We start from the raw sequence: 16,308 nt of genomic DNA, 5'->3' as shown, positions 1-16,308 counted from the left end.
CCCCTCGCCAGCGGCGAGAGGAACACATCATGACTTAACCATCTCTTTTTCGATCAGCAACATCAGGATATGAATCACTTTAATGTGGATCTCCTGAATGCGGTCGGCATAGCCAAAATGTGGCACACGAATTTCGATATCCGCCGATCCCGCCATTTTGCCGCCATCTTTGCCGGTCAGCGTGATCACTTTCATCCCTTTCGCGCGCGCGGCTTCAACGGCTTTGATGATGTTGGCAGAGTTACCTGACGTGGACAGACCCAGCAGCACATCGCCTTCGCGACCCACCGCTTCGATATAGCGCGAGAACACGTAATCGTAGCCAAAATCGTTGCTCACGCAGGAGAGATGGCTGACATCAGAAATGGCAATCGCCGGGTAGCCAGGACGGTTTTCACGGTAGCGCCCAGTCAGCTCTTCAGCAAAATGCATGGCATCGCAGTGCGAGCCGCCGTTACCGCAGGAAAGCACTTTGCCGCCCGCTTTAAAGCTGTCGGCCAGCAGAACCGCAGCGCGCTGAATCGCGTGAATGTTAGCTTCATCACTCAGGAAGTTGTTGAGCGTATCGGCTGCTTCATTGAGCTCTGAGCGAATAATGTCCTGGTACATAGGGATGTCCTTTTAGAGGAAAGATTGACGCAGCAAGTTTAACGGAATGGGACTAAGCCGCAAAGCGCCCGCCATCAGGAAAAGCGCGACCTGTTGAGGAAGTTTGGCAGCTGTTGCCGTTCGCGCAATGAATTTGTGAGATGTGTTGTAATTGCGATGTAAACAGATTGATAAATTTTGCCCCATATTCTAAACCTACACCCATAACAGGTCAGACCTCTTACTACTTATGGAGTGGTTCATTATGTTGGTTGCCTCAATCATTGCGACGCTAATTTTGCTTAGCGTCTTGTTCTATCACCAAATCTCTCTGCTGCTCAGCAGCGTGATTTTGCTGCTGTGGACCGGCGCGCTGGCGGCCGCTGGCGTGTGGACGCCGTGGCTGCTGGTCCCGCTGGCGATCATTCTGCTGCCGTTTAATCTGCCAGTGATGCGCCGCAGCCTGTTCTCCAAGCCGGCACTGCGCAGCTTCCAGAAAGTGATGCCGCCGATGTCGCGCACTGAAAAGGAGGCGATTGATGCAGGCACCACCTGGTGGGAAGGCGATCTGTTCCGCGGTAAACCGGACTGGCAGAAGCTGCACAACTATCCGCAACCGCGTCTGACGGAAGAGGAACAAGCCTTTATTGATGGTCCAGTAGAAGAAGCGTGCCGCATGGCGAACGACTTCGAAATCACCCATGAAATGGCCGATCTGCCGCCGGAGCTGTGGGCCTATCTCAAGCAGCATCGCTTCTTCGCCATGATCATTAAGAAAGAGTATGGCGGCCTGGAGTTCTCAGCCTATGCGCAAGCACGCGTGCTGCAGAAACTGGCCGGCGTCTCCGGCATTCTGGCGATCACCGTTGGCGTACCGAACTCGCTTGGCCCAGGCGAACTGCTGCAGCATTACGGCACCGACGAACAGAAAGATCACTACTTGCCGCGTCTGGCACGCGGTGATGAGATTCCCTGCTTTGCGTTGACCAGCCCGGAAGCGGGTTCCGATGCCGGGGCGATTCCCGATACCGGCGTAGTGTGCATGGGCGAGTGGCAAGGTAAGCAGGTGCTGGGCATGCGTCTCACCTGGAACAAGCGCTATATCACGCTGGCACCGATTGCCACCGTGCTTGGCCTGGCATTTAAACTTTCCGACCCGGATCATCTGCTGGGCAATACTGAAGAGCTCGGCATCACCTGCGCGCTGATTCCGACCCACACGCCTGGCGTGGAGATTGGTCAGCGCCACTTCCCGCTTAACGTGCCGTTCCAGAATGGTCCAACGCGCGGTAAAGACATATTTGTGCCGATTGATTTCATCATTGGCGGCCCGTCGATGGCCGGTCAAGGCTGGCGCATGCTGGTGGAGTGCCTGTCAGTGGGTCGCGGCATTACACTGCCTTCGAACTCAACCGGCAGCGTGAAAAGTATTGCGCTGGCAACCGGTGCCTATGCGCATATTCGTCGTCAGTTCAAAGTCTCCATCGGTAAAATGGAAGGGATTGAAGAACCGCTGGCGCGCATTGCCGGTAATGCTTATGTGATGGACGCCGCGGCTACGCTGATCACCAGCGGCATTATGCTGGGAGAAAAACCGGCGGTGCTGTCGGCGATTGTGAAGTATCACTGCACCCATCGCGGCCAGCGCACCATTATCGATGCGATGGATATTGCCGGCGGTAAAGGGATTATGCTCGGCGAAAATAACTTCCTAGCGCGAGCTTATCAGGGCGCTCCCATCGCTATCACTGTGGAAGGCGCGAATATTCTGACGCGCAGCATGATCATCTTCGGCCAGGGCGCCATCCGCTGCCATCCGTGGGTACTGGAAGAGATGAATGCCGCAGCGAAAAACGATTTGGTGACCTTTGACCGCGCGCTGTTCAGCCACATCGGCCACGTCGGCAGTAACAAAGTACGTAGCCTGTGGCTGGGCTTAACCGGCGGCCGCACCAGCGCCACGCCGACCCGCGATGCCACGCGCCGCTACTATCAGCATCTCAACCGTTTAAGCGCCAACCTCGCGCTGCTGTCGGATGTATCGATGGCGGTATTGGGCGGCAGCCTGAAGCGTCGCGAACGCATCTCCGCGCGCCTTGGCGATGTACTGAGCCAGATGTATCTCGCCTCGGCCACGCTGAAACGCTATGACGATGAAGGCCGTAATGCCGCCGACTTGCCGCTGGTGCATTGGGGCGTGCAGGATGCCTTGCATCAGGCCGAAGTGGCGATGGATGATCTACTGCGCAACTTCCCAAATCGCCTGGTTGCCGGCGCGCTGCGTCTGGTGATCTTCGCGGGTGGACATCATTGCCCAGCGCCGTCTGACAAGCTCGATCACCAGTTGGCGAAACTGCTGCAGCTGCCCTCCGCCACGCGCACCCGTTTAGGTCGCGGTCAGTATCTGGCACCGAGCGCGCACAATCCGGCGGGTCAACTGGAGCAAGCGTTGCAGGATGTGATGGCAGCAGAAGTGATTCACGATCGTCTGTGCCAGCAGCAGAAAAAACACCTGTCGTTCACCCGACTGGATGCGCTGGCGCAGCGTGCTTTGCAGGAGGGTTGGATTGATGAAAGCGAAGCACAAGTGCTGATTCGCGCCGAAGCCAGTCGCCTGAAAGCCATCAATGTCGATGACTTTGCGCCGGAAGCGCTGGCGGTGCCAAAGCCGCAGAGTAAACCCCGTTCGCGCACCAGCGAAGCGGCATAAAATAAAAAAGCCTCCATGCGGAGGCTTTTTTTATGGCGATCGCTTTATCCCGCCTGCCGAATGCGCGCAATTAATGCGTCAACATCGGCAACATGATCGGCAGCCAAAATCAGCGTACGTCCTAGCGTTATACAGCTGCGAATGCACTCGGTGCGCATCGTGTCATCGTTAATCTGTTTAAAGTCCGCGACATGCGACATCCCCACGGTACGACGAATCAATTCAGTCCCGCAGTAACCAATGGTATCGCGCCATACCTTACGCAGGAAGGATTCGGCATAGCCCGGATAGGCCAGCGCCACATCACTGGTTTTCGCTTTGGCCAGCTCAAGGAAACGATTGGCAAATTGGTTACAGACATCCTGCACATCACTAAGACGACGTTCGCGCCCTTCTGCCGCTTCACGCGGTGCCAGCAGGCCCGGCAAGCAGCAGTAGTTAATCAGCAGGTTGCCAATCGCGCTGCCGACATCAAAACCAATCGGCCCGAAATAGCCGAACTCTGCATCAATGACTTTCAGGCTGCCATCCGCCACAAAGATGGAGCCGCTGTGCACGTCGCCGTGCAGGAGAGCTTCGGCATCGGCAAAGAAGCGGTGCTTGAGGCCTGCAACAGCAATTTTTAATGCATCATCGCTGCGCAGGCTGACCACCAGCGACTCCAGCGCGGCAGGATACTTGTTGCGCTCGTGGTCAATAAAAGGATCGTTGAAGAACAAGTCTTCTGTGATTTCACACATTTCCGGATTAATGAAACGCGCTACTTCGGCTTTTTTCCGGTGCGGATGCAGGAAAAAATCAGAAGTATGGAACAGCGTCTGCGCCAGATACTCCCCCAGCTGGCGCCCTGCTTGTGGATAGTAAGCGCCGTTCACCAGCTCGCTACGCCAGATACGATGAGTGGAGAGATCTTCCATCACCATTACCGCTAATCCTGCATCGTAATGGGTGACGTTAACGGTGTGCTGTGGGCAATGTTTGTAGTGCTCAATCAGCGTTTGCGCTTCCAGCCGTGCGCGATCGAGCGTGAGCGGCCAGGATTCGCCCACACAACGCACATACGGCAGCGCCTGTTTTACCACTACGCGGCTGCGGCCTTGGTTGTCGAAGATTTTAAACACCAGGTTGAGATTGCCGTCACCGATCTCCTCGGCGCTCACCAGCGCTGACGGATCGTCCACGCTGCCAAATTTTTTAGCATATTCCACAGCATCGGCAGCGGTGAACGTACGGTATTGCGACATTGCTTTTTCCTCGTGTTTCGACAGTAATAAGCCGTTCAGACGTCTATACATCCGTTACGCATGTTGGCACAATAGCCAGCATTAAGGCAACAGGGATTTCACACAATGCAAACACTTCGAACCACCAGCCTTGAGGTCCGCGATAACCAGCTGTGGATCCTTGACCAGCAGGCACTACCACAACAGCAAAACTGGCTGCCTGCGCACAGCGTTGCGCAGCTGGTTGAGCATATTCATGCCCTGCGCGTGCGCGGTGCCCCGCTGATTGGCCTCTCCGCCAGTTTGCTGCTGGCGCTGCTTGGCGAACAGGGGACAACGCAGGTGGAATTAGCTGCCGCTCTGGAGGTTCTGCGTGCCGCCCGCCCAACGGCGGTGAACCTGATGAATAACCTGGATCGCATGAAAGTGGCGCTGGCGGAGAACGATTTTGTCGCAGCGTTAAGCGCTGAGGCGCTGCGGCTGGTGGCCGAAGATAAACAGCTGTGTGACAACATCGCCCGCGCCGGTAGCGCGCTAGTGAAACCGGGCAGCCAGTTGCTAACCCATTGTAATACCGGCGGTCTGGCGACAGCGGGGGTGGGCACCGCGCTGGGCGTGATCGCCTATGCCCATCAGCAAGGTTTGGTGAAAAATGTCTGGGTTGATGAAACCCGACCGCTGCTGCAAGGCGGCCGTTTAACCGCATGGGAACTCGGTGAGCTCAACATTCCCTACCAGTTGATTACTGATTCGATGGCCGCCAGCTTAATGGCGCGCGGCGCGGTAGATGCCATTTGGGTCGGTGCAGATCGCATCGCCGCCAATGGCGATGTAGCAAACAAGATTGGTACATACAGCCTGGCCGTGCTGGCGCAGTATCACGGCATTCCGTTTTATGTGGCAGCACCGCATACTACGCTTGATCGTCTGTGCCCTAATGGCGCCGCGATACCGATTGAACAACGCGCCGCCAGCGAAGTGACCGGCGTGTCAGGCAGTTTTGGCAGCGTGCAGTGGGCGCCCGAAAATGCAGCGGTATATAACCCAGCGTTTGATGTAACGCCTGCGGCGCTGATTAGCGGTTGGGTGCTGGATACCGGAGTGGTGACACCTGCACAGGTTCAGGAAGGGATATTTTTGCCTTGAGGTAGGCTGGATTGTGCTGGCAGTCCCCCATCCCGACCTTCCCCCATAAATGGGGGAAGGAGACGCTGCCACATGCAGCTTCAGCACTGACATACAGCAGCGTCATCCTCCTCCATTTATGGGGGAGGACCGAGGAGGGGGACAGCGAGCACAATCTAGCTCGCAAAGCACACTCAAAATCACGCCAAACGCGGATACGCATCGGCAATCTGGTCACCGGTGAAATTCGCCACCCAGCCTTCCTGATTGTCAAAAATACGAATTGCAGTGAAGTGCGGCTCAGAGCCCATATCAAACCAGTGCGCGGTGCCCGCAGGTACGGAAATCAGATCATTTTTCTCGCACAGAATCTGATAAACCTCGCCATCGAGATGCAGACAAAACAGTCCTGAACCTTCAACGAAAAAGCGCACTTCGTCTTCGCTGTGGGTATGTTCATTGAGAAACTTAGTGCGCAGCACCTCTTTCTGCGGATTATCCGCGCGCATGCTCAGCACGTCCCAGCTTTGATAGCCCTTCTCGGCGACCAGGCGATCAATCGCATGCTGATAAGCCTTAATCACCGTCTCAGAATCGGGATCAACGCCCAGATCGTGATCCGCTTCCCAACGCTCAAAACGCACGTTTTTAGCGTTAAGGCGATCGCGAATCGCTGCTGCATCGGTACTGTGCCACACCGGCTGATTGGCTTCGGTATCGGTAAAAATGGTCAATGCACTCATGTTAAATCGACTCCGGTTTAATCTGTGAAAAATCATTTACCTGATGATGACGACTAACGTTATCTGCCGCGTCACGAATTAACTGCACCGTGTGCCAGCCTGCTTGTGCCGCCGCGTCCAGTTCCTGATGAATATCCGACAGGAACAGGATGGCGTCGGGTGCGAGGCCAATTTTTTCAGCGATGTTGCGATACGACTGCGTTTCACGTTTCGCGCCCACGCCGGTATCAAAATAGCCGCTAAACAGCGAGGTTAAATCACCTTCATCGCTGTAACCAAATAACAGTTTTTGCGCGGCGATCGATCCCGAGGAATATACATACAGGCCAAGGCCCTGCTGCTGCCAGCGCTGCAAAGCTGGCAGCACATCCGGATAGAGGTGGCCGGTAAACTGGCCCTCAAGGTAACCGGCTCGCCAAATCATGCCTTGCAACGCCTTCAAGCCCGGCGACTTACGATCCTGATCGATATAGCCAATTAGCGTAGTGATGAGTTCGTCGAGCGAGGCCTGCGCACTCCCCGACTCTTCCCGCACCGCGTTGAGTGCCGCAGCCACGCCTGCATCGGCCTCATTCTCGCGCACAAAGGCGGCTAAATGCTGACGTGCATAGGGAAACAGCACCGTGTGGACGAACTGGATATCACTGGTGGTGCCTTCAATATCGGTAACAATGGCGCGGATCATTTTGCCTCCAGCAGGCGACGTTGCAGTTCACAAGCAAACAGGAATTCCAGCCCTTCCAGATGGCGGCGCGCTTCGTTCACGTCCTTGCCCCAACAGGTCAGACCGTGACCGCGCAGCAGAAAGCCATATTGCAGCGGCGAGTGTGCGGCAAAGGCGGCGATACGCTCGACCAGTGCATCAATATTCTGATCGTTATCGAACAACGGAATAGCGACGGTATTGAGATGAGAATGCTGACCAGCCAGCGTTTTTTGCATCTCATAGCCACTAAGCAGCAGTGCATTGCTCTGCTCAACGCGCGACAGCACGGTGGAGTTAACGCTGTGGGTATGCAATACCGCGCCAGCCTGGGGGAAGAGACGATAAATCAAGGTATGCAGACCGGTTTCCGCCGATGGGGTGCGCCCCGATGGCACCGCGTTGGTGGCGATCTCCACCTGCATAAAGTCATCACGCGTCAGGCTGCCTTTATCTTTGCCGGACGCACTCAACAGGCAATATTCCGCATCCTGTCGCACCGACATATTACCGCCGGTGGCGGGCGCCCAGCCTTTACCACCAATCCAGTGACAGGCGGCCACTAAATGTTCCAGTGGGAGAAAATCCGTCATAGCGCTATACAGGCTCCGCAGGTTAGTTTAGACGTCTAAGCGTCTCGATTGCCAAATATTAACATCCTGTTTATAGTGGCAGCAACACAGGGTTTCTCCGCAACGACATTCGCGCTTAAGGCCACAAATAATGACGCAGCACAACCTGATCCCCGAGAGCAAACTACCGGCGCTCGGCACCACTATTTTTACGCAAATGAGCGCGCTCGCGCAGCAGCACAACGCCATCAATCTCTCGCAGGGCTTTCCCGACTTCGACGGTCCACGCTATCTGCAAGAGCGTCTGGCTTATCACGTTAGCCAGGGCGCGAACCAATATGCACCGATGATCGGCACACTGCCACTGCGTGAGGCGATTGTTGAGAAAACCGCCGAACTTTACGGCCACTCGCCCGATGTTAACAGCGACATTACCGTGACGGCGGGCGCCACCGAAGCGCTCTATGCGGCGATCACCGCGCTGGTACGCCAGGGTGATGAAGTGATCTGCTTCGACCCAAGCTATGACAGCTACGCACCTGCTGTTCAGCTCGCCGGCGGCGTGTTGAAACGCATTGCGCTACAACCCCCTGAATTTCGCGTGGATTGGTCAGCATTCCGCAGCCTGCTAAGCGCCAAAACCCGCCTGGTGATTCTGAATACGCCGCACAATCCTTCCGCCACCGTTTGGCGCAAAAGTGATTATGCCGAACTCTGGCAGGCCATTGCCGAGCAGGAAATCTATGTGCTGAGCGATGAAGTCTATGAGCACATCTGCTTCGCCGAAGCGGGGCACGCCAGCGTATTAGCGCATGCTGACCTGCGCCAGCGCGCGATTGCGGTATCCTCATTTGGTAAAACCTTCCACATGACCGGCTGGAAAGTCGGTTATTGCATCGCACCCGCCGCCCTCAGCGCCGAAATCCGCAAAGTGCATCAGTATTTGACCTTCTCCGTGAATACACCGGCACAGCTGGCGATTGCCGATATGCTGCGCCAACAGCCCGAACACTATCGCGAGCTGTCTGAATTCTATCGCGCACGCCGCGATCGGCTGATTAAGGCGCTCTCCACCAGCCGTTTCAAGGTGTTGCCGTGTGAAGGCACCTACTTCCTGCTAGTGGATTACAGCGCGATTTCCGATCTGGACGATGTCAGTTTCTGCCAGCTGCTGACCAAAGAGGTTGGCGTGGCGGCGATTCCGCTGTCGGTATTCTGCGCCGAACCTTTCCCGCACAAGTTGATTCGCCTGTGCTTTGCCAAACAGGAAGCGACGCTCGACGCCGCTGCGGAGCGCTTATGTCAGCTTTGAAAATTACCGTGCTGCAGGAAACGCTGAGCTGGATGGATGGCGCCGCCAACCTGCGCCATTTTGACGGTGTGCTGAAAGGGATTGAAGGCCGCGACATCATTCTGCTACCGGAGATGTTCACCACCGGTTTTGCCATGGAAGCCGCCGAAAGCTCGCTGCCGCAGGATGAGGTAGTGGCGTGGCTGCATGCGCACGCGCAATCCAGCAATGCCTTAGTTGGAGGTAGCGCGGCGATTCAGACAGAAAAAGGCGCGGTAAACCGTTTCCTGCTGGTGGAACCCAACGGCACGGTGCATCAGTACGACAAACGCCATCTGTTCCGCATGGCCAATGAACATCAGCACTATGTGGCGGGCGCAACGCGCGAAGTGTTTGAGTGGCGCGGCTGGCGCATTCTGCCGCAAATTTGTTACGACCTGCGCTTCCCGGTGTTTTCGCGTAATCACAATGATTACGATCTGGCACTGTATGTCGCCAACTGGCCAGCGCCGCGTGCGCTGCATTGGCAGTCGCTACTGCTGGCGCGTGCGATTGAAAACCAGGCTTACGTCGCCGGCTGCAACCGCGTTGGCAGCGATGGCAATAAACATCAATACAGCGGCGATAGTCGCATTATTTCGCCACAGGGTGAGATTCTGGCCGCCGGCGAGCCCTTTGCGCGCGCACGCCTCGACGCTGAGCTGTCACTGGAAGAGCTACAAGCCTACCGCGAACGCTTCCCGGCGTGGCGTGATGCGGATGCTTACACCTTGAAGTAATTCTTTGCCGCGTAAACACTGCGCGGCAAATCCCCTTCTCAACGCTATCTATGTGCCATCGAGTTTCCTGCTTGGAAACATTGCAGCTCTGCGCTATGATGTTTCCATGTTGGAACATGTCGAGGGAATGATGCACGTTATCTCAAGGAGAGTGTTCACTGAAGCGACACGGAGATTTCCAAATGATGCAGCAGCATTGGATGCCACTTACAGAACCTTAAATGGCAACGTTTTCATCGATCCCGATGCGCTAAAAGCTATTTTTCCAAGTCTTGATCGAATGAAATACCGAGCCAAATGGTGGGTGATTAACGTCGGCGGGAATAATCTCAGAGTGATGTTTTTTGCGGACTTCATTGCCCAACGGATTTTTATCAAACACATAGTGACCCATGCTGAGTATGACAAAGTGGTTAAGCATTATCGGGAGAATAAAGAATGATCGCCGAAGCCATTCAGGCCTCCAATAATCTGATCAAAGCGGTTCCGCTTCTGGGTGGAAGTCAATCAGAAGCTGATTACGAGCAGGCTTTGGAGCTGGTGGAGTATTTGATTGAACATCATCCTGCCCATCCGCTGATTGAAATGCTGGCTGATAAAGTTGCGAAATATGAGGATTCCGCCTCCGAGTTTTCAGAATTCAATAAACGTATCAATACATTGGCTGGCGGTGTTGCATTATTGCGGGTGTTAATGGATCAGCATCATCTCAACCAGTCATCTTTTGTGAATGAGATTGGTCAGCGATCTTATGTGAATCGTATTCTGAAAGGAGAGCGCAAGTTAACGGATAAACATAAGGCCGCATTGGCTAAACGTTTCAATCTGCCGTTCGAGGCGTTTCGCGAAGATTAAAGACAAAAGCCGCAGCGTATTTCGCTGCGGCTTGATTGATTACAGCTCGAACCGATCCAGATTCATCACTTTCGTCCAGGCGGCGACGAAGTCGGCCACGAACTTCTGCTTGGCATCGCTGCTGGCGTACACTTCTGCTAGGGCGCGCAAAATAGCATTCGAACCAAACACTAAGTCGGCACGCGTAGCGCTGAACTTCACTTCTCCCGTCAGACGATCACGGCCCTCAAACAGCTCTTCGCTCTCATCGGTGGCTTTCCATGCGGTACGCATGTCGAGCAGATTAACGAAGAAGTCGTTGCTCAACACGCCAACGCGATCGGTGAACACGCCGTGCTGGCCGCCATCGAAGTTGGTGCCCAATACGCGTAAACCACCCAGCAATACCGTCAGTTCTGGCGCACTCAGCGTCAGCTGTTGCGCTTTATCCAGCAGCAGGGTTTCGGTTGAGGAACCTTTCGCACTGCGACGATAGTTACGGAAACCATCGGCCAGCGGTTGCAGGAAGTTGAACGACTCGACGTCGGTTTGATCCTGACGCGCATCGACGCGGCCCGGCGTAAACGGCACTTGTGTCGCGACACCCGCAGCGGCGGCGGCCAGCTCGATACCCACGCTGCCCGCCAGCACAATGACGTCAGCCAGTGAAGCTTTGCCCGATTCCTGCTGAATCTTCTGCAGGGTTGGCAGCACATCGGAAATAACGCTGGCGTTAACGGCCCAACCGTTTTGCGGGGCTAATGCCAGACGTGCGCCGTTGGCGCCACCGCGTTTGTCACCCCCGCGGAAGGTCGATGCTGAAGCCCAGGCGGCAGAAACCAGCTGGCTGACGCTCAAGCCTGAAGCGGCAATGCGCGCTTTGATGTCGCTGATATCCGCCGGCGTTGGCTGATGGATGGCCTGCGGTAACGGATCCTGCCAGATCAGATCTTCTTTCGGCACTTCCGGACCAATGTAACGCGCTTTTGGCCCCATATCACGGTGCGTCAGTTTGAACCAGGCGCGGGCAAAGGCTTCGTTAAACGCCTGCGGATCGTTGAGGAAGCGGCGCGAGATCTTGCCGAACTCTTCATCGAAACGCAGCGTCAGGTCGGTCACCAACATGGTGGGTTTGCGTTTTTTCTCAGGATCAAACGGATCCGGGATAATCGCTTCAGCATCCACCGCTTCGAACTGAATCGCGCCTGCCGGGCTGTGCGTCTGCACCCATTCATATTTGAACAGGTTCTCGAAGAAATAATTGCTCCACTGCGTTGGCGTTTGCGTCCAGACCACTTCCAGGCCAGAAGTGATGGCATCTTTACCCACGCCGCTGCCGTAGCTGCTGCTCCAGCCAAGGCCCTGCGCTTCAATCGGTGACTCTTCAGGATCAACGCCAACGTGGCTGGCTGCTGCCGCGCCGTGGGTTTTACCCAAAGTATGGCCGCCGGCGATCAGCGCCACGATCTCTTCGTCGTTCATACCCATATTGCCGAAGGTGGCACGAATGGCCGGTGCAGCGGATTTTGGATCGCCGCTGGCTTCCGGACCTTCCGGGTTAACGTAGATCAGGCCCATTTCGGTGGCGCCCAACGGGGCGTTGGCCAGCGCTTCCGGATGGCGATGTGCCAGCCATTCGGTTTCGTGGCCCCAATCCACATCCATATCCGGTTCCCACACGTCTTCACGACCGGCACCAAAGCCGAAGGTGCGGAAGCCGGCGTTTTCCAGCGACACGTTACCCGCCAGAATATAGAGATCGGCCCAGGAAATTTTCTGACCGTATTTTTGTTTCACCGGCCACAGCAGGCGACGCGCTTTATCGAGGCTGACGTTATCCGGCCATGAGTTAAGCGGCGCAAAACGCTGCTGACCACGGCCTGAACCACCGCGACCATCGATAGTGCGATAAGTACCCGCGCTGTGCCACGCCATGCGAATGAACAGCCCAATATAGCTGCCCCAGTCGGCTGGCCACCAGGATTGCGAATCGGTGAGAATCGCGCGGATGTCGGCTTTTAACGCGGAGTAATCGAGCTTGCTGAATTCATCGCGGTAGTTGAAGTTGTCACTGAGCGGGTTGGAACGGTTGGAGTGTTGGTTTAACAGATCGACACGCAGCATATTAGGCCACCAGTCGCGGTTAGATGTCCCGCTACCGGCACCGCGTGCTAAAACACTTTTCTCTTCTGACGCCCCGTGATGAAAGGGGCATTTACCTGAGGCTGCTGCATTATCGTTATTGTCGTGCGTGCTCATTTTTCGGCTCCATTGGCTTCACATTGCTTTCTATTATGCGACTAAGATTAGCCGCACTTAAGCCAAGAATATATTTGGATGAACCGAAGGTTTTGATAGTTGCTGGCTTTCAAGCGCAGCCGTGTGACGTGCCGCGCAAAACGGCAAATTAGCTACCGCGATAGGTCGACCACGACCACGGCGAGATGAGAAACGGCAGATGATAATGGCTGCCCGTGGTACCAATTACGAAATCGATTTGCGCGCTGACGTACAGCGCATCGCGCCCCTCGGCAGCAAAGTAGTCGCCAATCTCTGCAGTCAAACGATAGTGGCCTGGTGCGAGCGGTTCGGGTGTCAGATCTTTGATGCGCCCATCGCTGTCAGTTTCGCCCTCCACCAGCGGCAGCCACCCTTCCGGGCTGTTTTGCTCCAGGGAAACCGCGACGCCAATCGCCGGTTTGCCCAGCGCGGTATCGAGAATATGGGTAGTAATGGTGCTCATGTGATGCTCTCCTTCAGCCGTAACAGGGTAATTTCGCGCAGCTGCGTCAGCGCTTCACGCTGTTCGCTCTGTGCATCATTGTTCAACCGGCGCTGCAGTTCAGCCAGCATCTCCTCGCCGCTGCGCCCTTTGGCGCGAATCAGAAACACCCGGCCAAAACGCTGCTCATAGGTTTGATTGCCCGCCAGCATCGCCAGCTGCAGCGCACCGTTGGCCTGCTGCATCGCCGATTGCTCACTGCGCGATAGCGCCGCCTCTTTATTCGCGCCCGCCACCTTATCGCCAATACGTGGATGAGCGCTCAGCGCCTGCGTCAACGCATCGGCCTGCCACAACTGCGCCAGACGATCGGCGGTTTCCTGCAGCGCCGCCACATTGGCAAAAGGTCGCGCAGCCACCAGCGCCTGCTGCCAGGCCGGAATCGCCACGCAGTGCGCAATCGCCGCCTGCGCGGCTTCCGGTGGCAACTGATTAAAGCTTACCAAATCCATATTGCTGCTCCTTTATACACGCGCGATGTCGCACACCGCTTGCAAATAAGCCTGCACGCCGAGCGCCACATCCTCAGCCTGCACCGATTCCGCCGGATGATGGCTAATACCGCGATGATTACGCACAAACAACATCCCCACCGGCCAGCGTTCGGCGATGGCAATCGCATCGTGGCCCGCGCCGCTCGGTAGCGACAGGCTGCGCCCTTGCACGGTTTCCACCGCGTGGCTCAACGCCTGCTGCAGACGCGTATCGCAGGCCGTTGCGGCAATGTGGTAATACTCGTTAGCGTTAAAGGTTAAGCCGCGACGCAGCGCAATCGCCTGCGCCTGAGTCAGCAGCGTCGAGAGCAGGCGCTCTAGCGGCTCATCCTGCGGGCCGCGCACGTCAAGCGACAGCTGTACCTCGCCGGGGATAACGTTCACCGCGCCCGGTAAACAGCTCAGCGTACCGACCGTCGCCACCAGCTGCGGGTCGTGCTCGGCGGTGGTGTGTTCGATAAACACCATCCATTCGGCAGCGGCGGCCAGCGCATCTTTGCGATGCGTCATCGGCACGGTGCCGGCGTGACCGGCTTCTCCGATAAAACTGCAGTTCAGACGACGCGCGCCGTTAATCGCGGTGACCACGCCGAGCGCCAAATCTTCCTGCTCGAGACACGGACCTTGCTCAATATGCAGCTCCAGATAGGCCGCGATGTCATTCACATCGCGCGCCGCGTCGAGGATTTTTGCCGCATCGAAACCGACATCCTGCATCGCTTCCGCCACGGTGATGCCGTTGCCATCGGGATGCGTGACCCAACTTTCGGGCCAGCTGCCGGTTATGCCACGGCTGCCGAGCAGCGTAATGCCGAAACGCGTGCCCTCTTCATCGCCGAAGCCGACAATCTCAATCGCCAGCGGCAAACGCTGTTGACGATCGTGCAGCCACTGCACGGTTTCGATAGCGCTTAACACCCCGAGCATGCCGTCATAGCGACCGGCATTGCGTACCGTATCAAGGTGAGAACCGAGCAGCAGCGCCTGCGCGCCCGGCTGCGTCGCTTCATAACGGCCACAGATATTGCCCACCGCATCCTGCCACGTCGTCATGCCCGCAGCCTGCATCCACTCAGCAACGCGTGCGTTAGCGCGCAGCTGTTCCGGCGACAGATAAACGCGCGTCAGCCCCTCTTCGCTCTCACTGATCGCCGCTAACGTGTCACAGCGCACCATGACGCGCGCGGCGGCCGATTGTGCCTCGCTGGCGCTCATCAGGCTTTGTGTCATGCGCGGCTCCCGTAGAGATCCCACGCCGCCTGCATCGCGGCACCTTGCGTGGTGCGGTAACCCACGTGATTCAGCACCGCTTCCAGCGCACTCAGGGTTTGCATCACGCAATCTTTGCGCGCGTTGTAGCCCATGGTGCCGATGCGCCACACTTTGCCGTGCAGCGGACCAAAGGAGGTGCCGATTTCGATGCCGAAATCCTCCAGCACCAGCTTGCGTACCTGATCGCCATTCACGCCTTGCGGGATCACCACGCCGAGCACGTTATTCATTTTGTGTTTGAGGTCGCCGAAGGTTTCGAGGCCCATGCCCTGAATGCCTTTCAGCAGCGCATCGCCGTGCAGCTGGTGGCGCGCGATGCCGTTATCCAGCCCCTCTTCCAGCATCAGACGCGCACATTCACGCGCGCCAAACAGTGCGGTGGTGGCTTCTGTGTGGTGATTAAGACGCTCCGGGCCCCAGTAATCCATGATCATGCCGAGATCGAAATAGTTGGAGTAGATCATCTCGTCGTCGCCATCCTGATGATCGGCGGTGCGAATGCCCTCTTCCACGCACTTACGCTTGCGGATCACCGCTTCCATCTGCGGACTGAGGGTGATCGGCGAGGTGCCGGACGGTCCACCAAGGCATTTCTGCATCCCGGCAGAGACCGCATCGAGGCCCCACGCATCGGTCTCCAGCGCGTTACCGCCGAGTGACGCGGTGGCATCGGTGTAGAACAGCACGCCATATTTCTGGCAAATTGCGCCTAGCGCTTCCAGCGGCTGCAGCATGGTGGTGGAGGTATCGCCCTGCACCGTCAGCAGCAGGCGCGGCTGTACCTTTTTGATCGCATCTTCGATCTGATCCGGCGTGAATACTTCGCCCCACGGCACCTCAATGGTGTGCACTTCCGCGCGGCAGCGACGGGCAATTTCACACAACAGATGACCAAAACGGCCGAACACCGGCACCAGCACTTTGTCGCCTGGACGGATCGCCGACAGCAGGATCGCTTCGATCCCGGCGCGTGAGGTGCCGTCGATCAGCATCGTCCAGCGGTTTTCAGTGCGAAATACGCCACGGTACAGCGCCATCACTTCGTTCATGTAGTGCGTCATCGCCGGATCGTACTGACCAATCAGCTGGCTCGACATGGCGCGCAGCACGCGCGGATCGGCGTTAATCGGGCCCGGCCCCATCAGCAGACGCTGTGGCGGATTGATTTGCGAAAATTGGCTGATATCCATGG

At 56.7% G+C, this 16,308-nt stretch carries 16 protein-coding genes; 6 read left to right on the top strand and 10 right to left on the bottom strand.

The annotated features are described in order from the left end of the window. Positions 1 to 27: 27 nt before the first annotated feature. Entirely contained in the window at positions 28 to 609 is a 582-nt protein-coding gene (gene lpcA, locus WH298_RS13925) for a D-sedoheptulose 7-phosphate isomerase (protein ID WP_007887152.1), read from the bottom strand. Between the two features lie 244 nt (positions 610 to 853). Here lpcA and fadE point away from each other — a divergent pair, with 244 nt between their 5' ends. Next, positions 854 to 3,298, top strand: a complete 2,445-nt coding sequence (gene fadE / locus WH298_RS13920; protein WP_180823129.1) for an acyl-CoA dehydrogenase FadE — start codon at positions 854 to 856, stop codon at positions 3,296 to 3,298. Positions 3,299 to 3,342: 44 nt separating this feature from the next. Here the strand turns inward: fadE and mtnK are convergent, their stop codons facing one another. After that, entirely contained in the window at positions 3,343 to 4,542 is a 1,200-nt protein-coding gene (mtnK, locus tag WH298_RS13915) for an S-methyl-5-thioribose kinase (protein ID WP_180823128.1), read from the bottom strand. 105 nt (positions 4,543 to 4,647) lie between these two features. Here mtnK and mtnA point away from each other — a divergent pair, with 105 nt between their 5' ends. Next, on the top strand, positions 4,648 to 5,667 hold the full coding sequence (mtnA, locus tag WH298_RS13910) for an S-methyl-5-thioribose-1-phosphate isomerase (protein ID WP_180823127.1): 1,020 nt from the start codon (positions 4,648 to 4,650) through the stop codon (positions 5,665 to 5,667). Between the two features lie 179 nt (positions 5,668 to 5,846). On the opposite strand, the gene WH298_RS13905 is transcribed toward mtnA, so the two are convergent. From WH298_RS13905 to WH298_RS13895, 3 genes are read right to left on the bottom strand one after another with little or no spacing between them, the layout of a single operon-like run. Then, positions 5,847 to 6,389: a 1,2-dihydroxy-3-keto-5-methylthiopentene dioxygenase gene (locus tag WH298_RS13905; RefSeq protein WP_180823126.1), complete on the bottom strand. Its 543-nt coding sequence runs from the start codon at positions 6,387 to 6,389 to the stop codon at positions 5,847 to 5,849. A 1-nt stretch (position 6,390) separates the two neighbouring features. Continuing rightward, the gene (gene mtnC / locus WH298_RS13900; RefSeq protein ID WP_180823125.1) at positions 6,391 to 7,074 is read right to left on the bottom strand and encodes an acireductone synthase; all 684 of its coding nucleotides are present in this window, start codon (positions 7,072 to 7,074) and stop codon (positions 6,391 to 6,393) included. Beyond that, entirely contained in the window at positions 7,071 to 7,685 is a 615-nt protein-coding gene (locus tag WH298_RS13895; protein ID WP_180823124.1) for a methylthioribulose 1-phosphate dehydratase, read from the bottom strand. The genes mtnC and WH298_RS13895 overlap by 4 nt, the downstream gene beginning before the upstream one ends. A gap of 130 nt (positions 7,686 to 7,815) precedes the next feature. Between WH298_RS13895 and WH298_RS13890 the strand changes: the two genes are divergently transcribed. The 4 genes from WH298_RS13890 to WH298_RS13875 all read left to right on the top strand — a co-directional run bounded on the left by WH298_RS13890 (position 7,816) and on the right by WH298_RS13875 (position 10,589). Next, complete coding sequence (locus tag WH298_RS13890) at positions 7,816 to 8,976, top strand: pyridoxal phosphate-dependent aminotransferase (protein WP_180823123.1); 1,161 nt, start codon at positions 7,816 to 7,818, stop codon at positions 8,974 to 8,976. Beyond that, positions 8,964 to 9,734, top strand: coding sequence for an amidohydrolase (locus WH298_RS13885; RefSeq protein ID WP_049850752.1), 771 nt, complete (start codon positions 8,964 to 8,966; stop codon positions 9,732 to 9,734). The genes WH298_RS13890 and WH298_RS13885 overlap by 13 nt, the downstream gene beginning before the upstream one ends. A 130-nt stretch (positions 9,735 to 9,864) precedes the next feature. Continuing rightward, on the top strand, positions 9,865 to 10,176 hold the full coding sequence (locus WH298_RS13880; RefSeq protein WP_007887170.1) for a type II toxin-antitoxin system HigB family toxin: 312 nt from the start codon (positions 9,865 to 9,867) through the stop codon (positions 10,174 to 10,176). Continuing rightward, entirely contained in the window at positions 10,173 to 10,589 is a 417-nt protein-coding gene (locus WH298_RS13875; RefSeq protein ID WP_007887171.1) for a helix-turn-helix domain-containing protein, read from the top strand. Before WH298_RS13880 ends, WH298_RS13875 begins: the two co-directional genes overlap by 4 nt. Positions 10,590 to 10,628: 39 nt before the next feature. Here the strand turns inward: WH298_RS13875 and katG are convergent, their stop codons facing one another. From katG to WH298_RS13850, 5 genes are all read right to left on the bottom strand, one after another. Next, positions 10,629 to 12,827, bottom strand: a complete 2,199-nt coding sequence (gene katG / locus WH298_RS13870) for a catalase/peroxidase HPI (RefSeq protein WP_180823122.1) — start codon at positions 12,825 to 12,827, stop codon at positions 10,629 to 10,631. 148 nt (positions 12,828 to 12,975) lie between these two features. Continuing rightward, positions 12,976 to 13,311 carry a hydroxyisourate hydrolase gene (gene uraH, locus WH298_RS13865; protein WP_007887173.1) on the bottom strand — a complete coding sequence of 112 codons (336 nt, stop codon included), beginning with the start codon at positions 13,309 to 13,311 and terminating at the stop codon, positions 12,976 to 12,978. Continuing rightward, on the bottom strand, positions 13,308 to 13,802 hold the full coding sequence (gene uraD, locus WH298_RS13860) for a 2-oxo-4-hydroxy-4-carboxy-5-ureidoimidazoline decarboxylase (RefSeq protein ID WP_007887174.1): 495 nt from the start codon (positions 13,800 to 13,802) through the stop codon (positions 13,308 to 13,310). The genes uraH and uraD overlap by 4 nt, the downstream gene beginning before the upstream one ends. Before the next feature lie 12 nt (positions 13,803 to 13,814). After that, positions 13,815 to 15,074: an allantoate amidohydrolase gene (hpxK, locus tag WH298_RS13855; protein WP_180823121.1), complete on the bottom strand. Its 1,260-nt coding sequence runs from the start codon at positions 15,072 to 15,074 to the stop codon at positions 13,815 to 13,817. Continuing rightward, entirely contained in the window at positions 15,071 to 16,306 is a 1,236-nt protein-coding gene (locus tag WH298_RS13850; protein WP_049850749.1) for a pyridoxal-phosphate-dependent aminotransferase family protein, read from the bottom strand. The genes hpxK and WH298_RS13850 overlap by 4 nt, the downstream gene beginning before the upstream one ends. Positions 16,307 to 16,308 lie beyond the last annotated feature (2 nt).

Source organism: Pantoea nemavictus (assembly GCF_037479095.1).
Lineage (GTDB): Bacteria > Pseudomonadota > Gammaproteobacteria > Enterobacterales > Enterobacteriaceae > Pantoea > Pantoea nemavictus.
The sequence above is the reverse complement of the archived record's forward strand: the minus strand, read 5'-3'. Positions and strand labels throughout refer to the sequence as shown.